11 protein-coding genes are annotated in these 8,685 nt (G+C 47.0%); all 11 read right to left on the bottom strand.

The genetic code is table 11. The features are described from left to right. Positions 1-125 precede the first annotated feature (125 nt). On the bottom strand, positions 126-1,154 hold the full coding sequence (gene pyk / locus KKI13_00260) for a pyruvate kinase (protein MBU4487488.1): 1,029 nt from the start codon (positions 1,152-1,154) through the stop codon (positions 126-128). 6 nt (positions 1,155-1,160) lie between these two features. Beyond that, the gene (locus KKI13_00265; protein ID MBU4487489.1) at positions 1,161-1,358 is read right to left on the bottom strand and encodes a hypothetical protein; all 198 of its coding nucleotides are present in this window, start codon (positions 1,356-1,358) and stop codon (positions 1,161-1,163) included. A 62-nt stretch (positions 1,359-1,420) separates the two neighbouring features. Continuing rightward, positions 1,421-1,828: a 4Fe-4S binding protein gene (locus KKI13_00270; GenBank protein MBU4487490.1), complete on the bottom strand. Its 408-nt coding sequence runs from the start codon at positions 1,826-1,828 to the stop codon at positions 1,421-1,423. Between the two features lie 13 nt (positions 1,829-1,841). Next, complete coding sequence (locus KKI13_00275) at positions 1,842-2,558, bottom strand: UPF0280 family protein (protein MBU4487491.1); 717 nt, start codon at positions 2,556-2,558, stop codon at positions 1,842-1,844. A 1-nt stretch (position 2,559) separates the two neighbouring features. After that, positions 2,560-3,564 (bottom strand): hydrogenase expression/formation protein HypE, encoded by a 1,005-nt coding sequence (gene hypE / locus KKI13_00280; GenBank protein ID MBU4487492.1) that lies wholly within the window; start codon positions 3,562-3,564, stop codon positions 2,560-2,562. Positions 3,565-3,580: 16 nt separating this feature from the next. Next, a complete protein-coding gene (gene hypD / locus KKI13_00285) occupies positions 3,581-4,663 on the bottom strand; it encodes a hydrogenase formation protein HypD (protein ID MBU4487493.1) in 1,083 nt (360 codons plus the stop codon). A gap of 133 nt (positions 4,664-4,796) precedes the next feature. Then, positions 4,797-5,009 carry a HypC/HybG/HupF family hydrogenase formation chaperone gene (locus KKI13_00290; GenBank protein ID MBU4487494.1) on the bottom strand — a complete coding sequence of 71 codons (213 nt, stop codon included), beginning with the start codon at positions 5,007-5,009 and terminating at the stop codon, positions 4,797-4,799. Further along, complete coding sequence (locus tag KKI13_00295) at positions 5,000-6,142, bottom strand: hypothetical protein (protein ID MBU4487495.1); 1,143 nt, start codon at positions 6,140-6,142, stop codon at positions 5,000-5,002. Before KKI13_00295 ends, KKI13_00290 begins: the two co-directional genes overlap by 10 nt. A 12-nt stretch (positions 6,143-6,154) precedes the next feature. Beyond that, positions 6,155-6,718 (bottom strand): arginine decarboxylase, pyruvoyl-dependent, encoded by a 564-nt coding sequence (locus KKI13_00300; protein MBU4487496.1) that lies wholly within the window; start codon positions 6,716-6,718, stop codon positions 6,155-6,157. Positions 6,719-6,860: 142 nt separating this feature from the next. Continuing rightward, positions 6,861-7,760 (bottom strand): agmatinase, encoded by a 900-nt coding sequence (speB, locus tag KKI13_00305; GenBank protein ID MBU4487497.1) that lies wholly within the window; start codon positions 7,758-7,760, stop codon positions 6,861-6,863. Positions 7,761-7,769: 9 nt separating this feature from the next. Further along, positions 7,770-8,685: hypothetical protein (locus tag KKI13_00310; protein MBU4487498.1), on the bottom strand; the 916-nt coding region annotated here is incomplete at its 5' end.

The raw sequence follows: 8,685 nt of genomic DNA on the forward strand, positions 1-8,685 counted from the left end.
TCATGGTGACTGTGTCCTTTCCTGCCATAAGGGCCTCCTTTGGAAGAGGCTATTATAGCAACTTTGGGATAGGACATTTTAACTTTGCTGAAAGCGGACATTATTATATTGCGATTACAGGATTTTTAAATGTTTCTGATCAGCTTATTAAGATACCCTTCTGTGAATTTTATTATACTGTTCATCATGCGTACCGTTTCTACGGGATATCTTCCAATAGCCGATTCTGCCGAAAGCATGACAAAATCCGTGCCGTCTATTATTGCGTTGGCAACATCGCTCACCTCTGCGCGAGTAGGTATGTGGTTCTCTGTCATACTCTCGAGCATTTGCGTAGCGGTTATGACAAATTTTCCCGCGCGATTACATTTCCTGATTATCATCTTCTGTATTATCGGCACCTCATAAATAGGCAAAGATACGCCCATGTCCCCACGCGCTATCATGATACCGTCTGAAGCTCTGATTATTTCATCTATATTTTTTACACCGTCTCTATTTTCTATCTTCGCGATAAGCCGGCACTTGGATCTATTGCCGAGCACATCTTGTACGGCCAACATGTCTTTACTTGTGCGTACGAACGACTGTGCTATATAGTCAAGACCATATTTTTTAGAAAAGAGTATATTTTTTACGTCATTGCGGCTTATTCTGCCAAATTTAAGTTTTGCATCCGGAATATTTACGCCTTTATGCTCCTTAAGGATGCCGCCTATTACTACCTTTGCCGTCAGGTTATTCGCGCTATATCCTTTTACTTCCAAGGCGATATTTCCATCGTCTATAAATATATATTGCCCCTTCTTTATATCCCTGAGCGGCCCCCGATAGTCAAATGGTATGCACCTATCAGCGCCTTTTATATCCTTTTGAGTAAGGCACACTACCCAGCCCTTTTTAAGCTCCATAGCGCCGCCGGCGAGGCCGCCTATCCTTATGCGATGGCCTTCCAGGTCACCTAAAAATCTTATGCGCCGGCGGTATTTTTTGTTTATAAGCCGGATTATTTTTATCTTACGTATGAGCTCGGGATGCTTTGAGTGTGAAAAGTTGAGTCGGGCTACATCCATCCCGGCAAGTATCATTTTTCTCAATACCGTCTCATCGGACGATGCCGGGCCCAGTGTGCATATTATTTTAGTCTTTGTCATATATCACTAAAATCCTTCATTGCGTTCCTGCAGGGTTTTATTTATGTCTTCGATTTTCGTTTTTGTTCGCTGGTATGTTTTTATCTGCTCATGACCGGTCAGATAGTCAACAACACCCGGCTCGGCAGGCTTTGATGCCTTCTCCCCGCCGCATCCGGAAAGTAAAGCGCATAAGATTATTATAGCAGCAAAACATTTTCTCACTTAAATCGCTCCTTTTTCTGCTTGCAGGGTGGCTCCGTACAGGACGTCCCTCTAAAACTCTTTTAAAACTTCACCACCATCGCACGCGGTGGGCAGGGCTTGACGCAGAGCTCGCAGGCGATGCATTTCTCGGAGTCAAAGATCACCTTGCGCGTCTTTTTATCGATGACGAGCGCTTCCGTAGGGCATATCACGACACAGGCGCCGCAATGAGTACACTTCTCTTCTATCCTTATAACATCCTTACTAAGCGGCTGGATCTTGACATCCAGGCCGAGAAGATATTTCAACCCCTTTTCGTAGTCGCTCTCATTGCCGGACAGCTCAAGAATTAAAAGCCCCTCTTCTTTCGGTGTCACTTTTGCCTGCAGAATGTTGAATATGAGATTATAATCCTTGACCAGTTTGTAAACCACCGGCCGATCGAGCAAATTATGCGGAAACGTCAGTACTATTCTTTTGGATATCATAGTCATCTCCATTTTAAGCCAGCTCGATATCTCCCCAACTGGCCATTTTATCGCCCAATATGATCAATGCGCCAAGCACGCCGTTTATCGACTTGGCGTAATCTATTGCCTTCGTAAGATCGTCGGCCGATTTTGCCAGGTTGCATGCCTCTGTCGCAACACAGTCGGCAAGTACCGCATCATGCGAAATTATAAGCGCTGCGTCGGCCTTCCCGAAACTAATCGAATGACCCACCGTAGCACTCGATGTCGCTATACCCAGCGGCATTTTTTCGGCTAGAAGCCTTATTTTTATTTTGCCTGAAAGCGGCGATTTACCGGCAAATACTGACATCGTGCGGTCCTTAGCCGAATTCATAAATATATCGCCGCCGTTTTCAATGATTATCTCGGAAGAATATTCAAGGAGTCCGCGAGCCGTATATTCAGCCATCGCTCCCGCAATACCGGCCATAGGCCCGACTCCCGCAATCGCGGACTTTTTTATCATGTCTTTCGCTATCGCGGGCGCCTTTTCGTCCATCTCTATCGGCTTAAATGATTCTTTGAAGGACTTATTTTTATCTATGTAATCCAAGAGATCCCTGCGGTAAGCGTAAACTATCTTTTCCGCCTCTATCTTAAGGATTCTGTCGGCCAGGATCAGAAGGTCTGTCTCGAACAACTTGACCTCGAACGCCTTCAAATCGCCCTCTTTCACCCAATCTCTGTAGAACCGTTTTTCGTACATATCAGCAAATCCGCGGCAGCACTTCTAAAACCGGCATGTCGACGATGCGCTCGCCTCCGACCTTTGTTTTTAAAACGACCCTGCCCTTGAAATCTTTTGTCACCTCGCCGATTATGGCCCCGCGCCTGCCGAGTGAGTGCTTTTTCATTATGCGAAGCGCTTTCCCGGCATCCTGCGGCCCTACTATCGCGATAACCTTGCCTTCGTTCGCCATCTGTAGCGGTTCGATACCCAGTATCTCACAAACGGAGGCGGTCTCTTTGCTAATGGGGATCTTATCCTCAAAAAGCTGTATGCCAAAAGGGGCGTCCTCAACGATCTCGTTCATCACCGCTGCCACTCCACCCCTCGTAGGATCGCGCATAAATTTTACATTACTACATTTATTGAGCACCATCAATATCAATCCGTTCAGCGAGGCGCAGTCACTCTTCGGCCCGCTCTTAAAGCCCAAATCATTGCGCGCCAGCATAACCGCAGTACCGTGGTCGGCTATAGTGCCGTTTATTATGACCTTATCGCCAGGCTTTATTCTCCTTACGGATAGTTCGCGGCTATATTTTACTACGCCTATGCCGCTTGTGTTGATAAATATACCGTCGCAATTTCCCTTTTCAACGACTTTTATGTCGCCCGTCACCACCTCCACACCTGCAGTCCTCGCCTCTTTTTTCATGGAAGCTATAAATCTCATCAAAAGCCCCTCCGACAGGCCTTCTTCTATAATAAGTGAGCACGATATATATAGAGGAAGAGCCCCGGATACGGCAAGGTCATTTACCGTGCCGCATACGGCAAGCTTTCCGATATCGCCGCCTTTAAAGATGAGGGGTTTTACCACAAAAGAGTCCGTGGTAAACGCTATTCTCTTTTTATCCAATTCCAAAACGGCGGCATCGGCCATACGGTTTAGGACGGGGTTTCCATAGACTCCCAGGATCTTCTTTCTTATCAGCTCGTGCATCAAGCGCCCGCCGCTTCCGTGCGCCAGTGTTATATTTGCCATATTTTCCTTCGCTTAGTTACTTATATCTAAAATGTATTCCGCACGTCCCCTCGCTCGAGACCATGCATGGCCCTTTGGGATTATCGGGTGTGCATACTTTTCGGAACAACCTGCAATCTTCGGGCAGTTTTACGCCTTTTATGACTTCTCCACAGAGGCAGCGCCTGTCTATGGGAATCTTTACTTTTTTGACTCCAAAGCGCTTTTCGGCATCAAAGTCCGAAAATTCGCCGCGTATCGCGAGGCCGCTCTTCGGTATTCGGCCTATACCGCGCCAAACAGAATCGCACGGCGCAAAGATCCTCTGCATTACTTCCTGCGCTCTTTTGTTGCCGCGTTTATGTACCACTCTATTATACTCGTTTACTATTCCTGCTTTACCGGAATTCACATCCATGACAAGCAAAAGTATGCCTTGAAGCATATCGAGCGGTTCAAACCCGGCAATAACTCCGGGAATATTAAATTTCTTAAGGAATTTATAGCCGTCGGCGCCTATTATGGAACTGACGTGGGCGGGCAGGATAAAGCCGTCCAACGCCACATTTTTATCCTTCAATATGGCTGTCATCGCCGGCGGTATAAGTTTATGCGCGGAGTACACAAAAAAGTTCCTGACGCGCCTTTTTTTTGCCTCTATAATAGCCATAGCCACCGTTGGCGCGGTCGTTTCAAAACCGACGCCTAAAAATATTACGTCTTTAGAAGGGTTCTCTTCGGCTATCCTTAAGGCATCGAGCGACGAATATACTATTCTTATATTCCGGCCCTTTGCTCTTTCGCGGTAAAGCGACGATTTAGAACCCGGCACTTTGATCATATCGCCGAAAGTCGTGATTATGGTATCGCCTGATCCTGCCAAAGTAATCGCGCTGTCTATGTAAGATGCGTCCGTAACGCATACGGGGCACCCGGGGCCCGATATGAGGCGGATATTTTCAGGCAAAAGTTTTGCCAGCCCGAAACGGTAAAAAGTATTCGTATGCGTGCCGCAGACCTCCATAAAATTGTAGCGGCCGCGGCCCCTGGCGAGTTTCTCTATCTTCGCCGACAAGTTCTTTGCCAATTTTAAGTCTCTGAATTCGTCTATATATTTCATGGCTGCCTTTGACGCGGGACACGTTCCTTCCCAACCTGGCGAATCTAACCTGGTTAGAATTGCCAGGTTAGTACTACGGAACATGTCCCGCCGCGTGTCTGTATTTGCAACTTATCGCTTTTGGTTGCGGCTTCTACGGCTTAATTTGCTTCAATATGTCAAGCGTCTCTTTAGCCCGCTTCTCATTGAGCTTCTCTATCGCGAAGCCGGCGTGCACTATGACGTAATCGCCCACTTCGGCATTTCTGATCAAGCCTACGCTTATCTCGCGTTTTGTGCCGCCCGATGAGACCATTGCCGAATCTTTGTCTTTACTCAGTATCTTCATCGGTATGCCTAGGCACATTTTTTCTTCTCCGTTTTCGAAGCGGCTATGACTGCCTGACCCAAAGATACACCTCTATCGCTCGCCGAAATATCGCGGTGTGAATATACTGAAAATCCGGCTAGTGCCAAGCGCTCTAGTGAGCCGCTAAGTAATATATTATTCTGAAATACGCCGCCCGAAAGTACTACTCTATTCAGGCCGTACTCTCGCCGCAGCGCCATGCATACTCTTTTTACGGCCTCGGCAAGTGTGTTATGGAACTTTCGCGCCATAAGAGCTAGAGGCTCACGCTTGGTCAACTCTGAGATAATTTCTCTTATCATGCTGTAGAACTCTATACTTATTACACCGCTTTTTTTCTTAAGCGTAAATCCATAAAAAGTGCTGCAATCAGACCCGCGCGCTATTGTCTCAAGCGCCATAGCAGCTTCACCTTCGAATGATATGCGGTCTCGAACTCCTACCAAAGAGGCAACGGCATCAAAGAGTCTGCCGGCACTTGAGGTAAGCGGCGAATTTATCTTTTTATCTATCATGTTCTTAAAAATCGCCTTTTTCTCTTTTCCGAGACGGAGTAAAACGCCTGTCCGCACTTTCGCGGTAGTACCTTTATAAGTTTTATAGAGATACGAAAACGCCATCCTTATCGGCTCAAGTACTGCCTTGTCTCCTCCGGGCATCGCCGCATACGCAATGTGCGCGGCTCTTCTGTAGGAATGGTATCCGCCGACGAGAAACTCGCCTCCCCATATAGTGCCATCTGGTCCGTAACCCATTCCGTCAAGCGCAATGCCTATGACCTTGCCTTTAAGGCCGCTTTCGGCCATACAGCTTGCGATATGCGCGTGATGATGCTGTACTTCTATGAGGGCCCTAGTGCTAAGGGTTTTGGCGTATTTCGCCGACATGTATTCCGGATGAAGATCACAAGCGATAATGTCCGGCTTAATGCGGAGTAACGCCTCTTTACACGCTATGTCTTTTTTGAAGCTATCCAGCGTTAACGGCGCCTTCAAATCTTTATAAGGACTGCTTACAAAAACGGCATCTTTTTTAAGCAGGGAAAATGTGGTGTTCGTCTCGGAGCCCGCGGCTAAGACCGAATGCTTAAAAGAAAAAGGCAGTTTAACGGAATAAGATTGTTGCGGCATGGCATATCCGAATTAAAACAAAAACACGGCGGCCGCTAAGACGGTGGAATATAGGCCGTTGGCGCTTATGACCGTGGACTGGGTTATATTGGTGGTGCGGACCACTTTGTCGCTGCCGATCCTGTACTCTTCCTTGTTCTCGTCCCAGCTCTTGTCTTCGTCAAATTCTATACCGAGCGTTGACGCCAACATCGCCGCCGCGAGGTCTTCCGCATAATCTCCCGCGACCTTTTCCGTCTCACCAAATGCGTGGTGCTCGCTAAGATAGCCGTAAGCGTTGGGATCGCCCGGAATCGCTACGCCGGTAGAGGCCGCTATAAGCCGGTGCGGCTCGTTACTGGAGCATCTCGACATCACGACAAATGTCAGCATCCCCGGGATCAATTCTTTAAGCCCTTCGTTCCTGGATATGGTCTGGCATCCCGGAGGAAGTATGCTTGAGACGGTTACAAGGTTGCATTTTTCTATACCGGCATCGCGAAGCGCGAGCTCGAAAGAACGCAGCTCTTCCTTATGCGAACCCACGCCTTTAGTAAAGAATATTTTTCTCGGGACAAGCAGTTTACTTCTTGGCATTATTATCATCTATTTTTATCCTACCCCGTTAGACCTCCAACGGACTTTTACCTTTCTTCAATCCTTTATCATGTAAGCACAAGTCACATCTAATGCCATCGTCTTTACCTCAAACAATGTATATTAAGAGGTCTAACGGGGCCTATTTCTTTTTACCGTTTTTATAGAAGAATGTATAACCCAGAAGGCGGTATATCAGTTTACTCGTAAGAAAATCAGGAGCTATGTCTCCTTCTATCGGCGCGAGTTCCACTATGTCGAAACCCACTATCTCTTTATTTTGCGCTACCATCTTAAGTATATCGAGCAATACATACCAGCTGATGCCGCCGGGTTCCGGCGTACCAACCGCCGGCATTATGGAAGGGTCAAGCACATCAAGGTCTATCGTTATGTATACCTTATCTTTAAGCACCTCCAGCATACGCCTGTCCCATAACTGGTCCGTCAGCATATCGTAGGCGCTTATCGTCTTTACCACATTATTCTCGCCCGAAAGAAAGTCTTTCTCTTCTTTAGATAAGCTTCTTACGCCGAGCTGTACTAACGGCGCCATCTCCTGTATCCTTCTTGCCACACAGGCGTGATTATTTCTAGAACCCCTATATTCGTCTCTTAGATCGTAATGCGCGTCTAATTGCAATACCATTATATCGCCGGCAGCTTCTTTTGCCGCGCGAACAGCGCCGATCGTCACTGAGTGCTCTCCGCCCAAAAGAACAGGCAGTTTCTCCGCCTTCATAACATCCTTAACAGATTTATAGACTTCCTCTATTACATTATCGACCGAAAGGTTGGAGATATTGATAGGCGGAAGCGTGTGTATACCGTTTTTGTACGTTTCGATATTGAGCTCTTCGTCAAAAAACTCCATATTGGCCGAGGCTTCCAATATTGCGGCGGGGCCTCTTTGCGTGCCCTTTCTGTAAGTAACCGTGCCTTCATAGGGCGCCTGTATTATAACGGCCTTTGCCTTTTCAAAATCAACATACGAAAGGCCCGAACCGCCGAATCTGACATTTGAAACGTTTTTTCCATCCATCGCTAACCCTTAAAAAGTTATTCTTTTCTTTGCTGCCTCAGAGACTTCGACGCAGAGTTTTATAGTGCTTTCGCACGTACTTTCATCCAACGCGCCTAAACCGCAACTCGGTGTTATGAGCGAGGCCTTTATTATTTTTTCTCTATCCAGTTTCTGAGACAATAAATTTATGTAACTATCGAGTTTGCCGGTTAAGCTGTCTCTTGATTCTCTTCCGGCTAAAGCTGCGCTCGGAACTATGCCCCAGGCTATTATACCACCTTTTAAAACAAAATCAGATATCTTTTCAGAGCTTTTTATTAACGATTCGCCGTATGAGTACGCATCGAAGCTCAATATGTCTATGCCGCATGATAAAACGAGATCCCAGTCGGCGTCACCGCAGCAATGTATGCCTGCGTAGCAATCTTCCTGGCGTATAGCCGAGGTCACTCTGCCGACACTAAGGGCAAGGTCTTCCTTCTTTATTTTTGAACTGCGGCCGGCTTCTTTAAAATAGGAAAGCGAAGGTTCATCTACAAAGAGGATTATGTCCTTAAATATCTCCTTTAGCCGTGATGCCTGCCACCTGGCGCGCTGAGATAATGTTTTTACGGCTGCGTCAAATAATTCTTTATCAAAAAAGAGCGGTACTTTATCTTCGTCGGTCACGGAAAGGCCAAAGCTTACGGGCCCGGTTACCTGGCCTTTTAAATAGTCGATCATTGCGTTGTCATGGCCTTTAAGCCGGTAAAGGTACTCGTAGAGGCCCGAAGCATAATCCTCGCTTATAGAAAAAAAATCAAGGTCGCGCCTCGCGCACCTTCTTTCCAGGTCCTCTATCTCCGCCCGTATATCGCGCGATCTCGCGATAAAGACCTCTTTTTTTCCGATGTCCACTTCTATTCCGGGCATCCTTTCCGCAAACTGAACCGTCATGCCCTCA

Source organism: Candidatus Omnitrophota bacterium (assembly GCA_018894435.1).
Taxonomy (GTDB): domain Bacteria; phylum Omnitrophota; class Gorgyraeia; order JAHIPI01; family JAHIPI01; genus JAHIPI01.

Excerpts from the sequence above, each read along its gene's own strand:
- hypE (MBU4487492.1), bottom strand. The coding sequence starts at position 3,564 with ATGGCAAATATAACACTGGCGCACGGAAGCGGCGGGCGCTTGATGCAC.
- KKI13_00300 (MBU4487496.1), bottom strand. The coding sequence starts at position 6,718 with ATGCCAAGAAGTAAACTGCTTGTCCCGAGAAAAATATTCTTTACTAAA.
- KKI13_00270 (MBU4487490.1), bottom strand. The coding sequence starts at position 1,828 with ATGATATCCAAAAGAATAGTACTGACGTTTCCGCATAATTTGCTCGAT.
- hypD (MBU4487493.1), bottom strand. The coding sequence starts at position 4,663 with ATGAAATATATAGACGAATTCAGAGACTTAAAATTGGCAAAGAACTTG.
- speB (MBU4487497.1), bottom strand. The coding sequence starts at position 7,760 with ATGGATGGAAAAAACGTTTCAAATGTCAGATTCGGCGGTTCGGGCCTT.
- KKI13_00295 (MBU4487495.1), bottom strand. The coding sequence starts at position 6,142 with ATGCCGCAACAATCTTATTCCGTTAAACTGCCTTTTTCTTTTAAGCAT.
- pyk (MBU4487488.1), bottom strand. The coding sequence starts at position 1,154 with ATGACAAAGACTAAAATAATATGCACACTGGGCCCGGCATCGTCCGAT.
- KKI13_00275 (MBU4487491.1), bottom strand. The coding sequence starts at position 2,558 with ATGTACGAAAAACGGTTCTACAGAGATTGGGTGAAAGAGGGCGATTTG.
- KKI13_00290 (MBU4487494.1), bottom strand. The coding sequence starts at position 5,009 with ATGTGCCTAGGCATACCGATGAAGATACTGAGTAAAGACAAAGATTCG.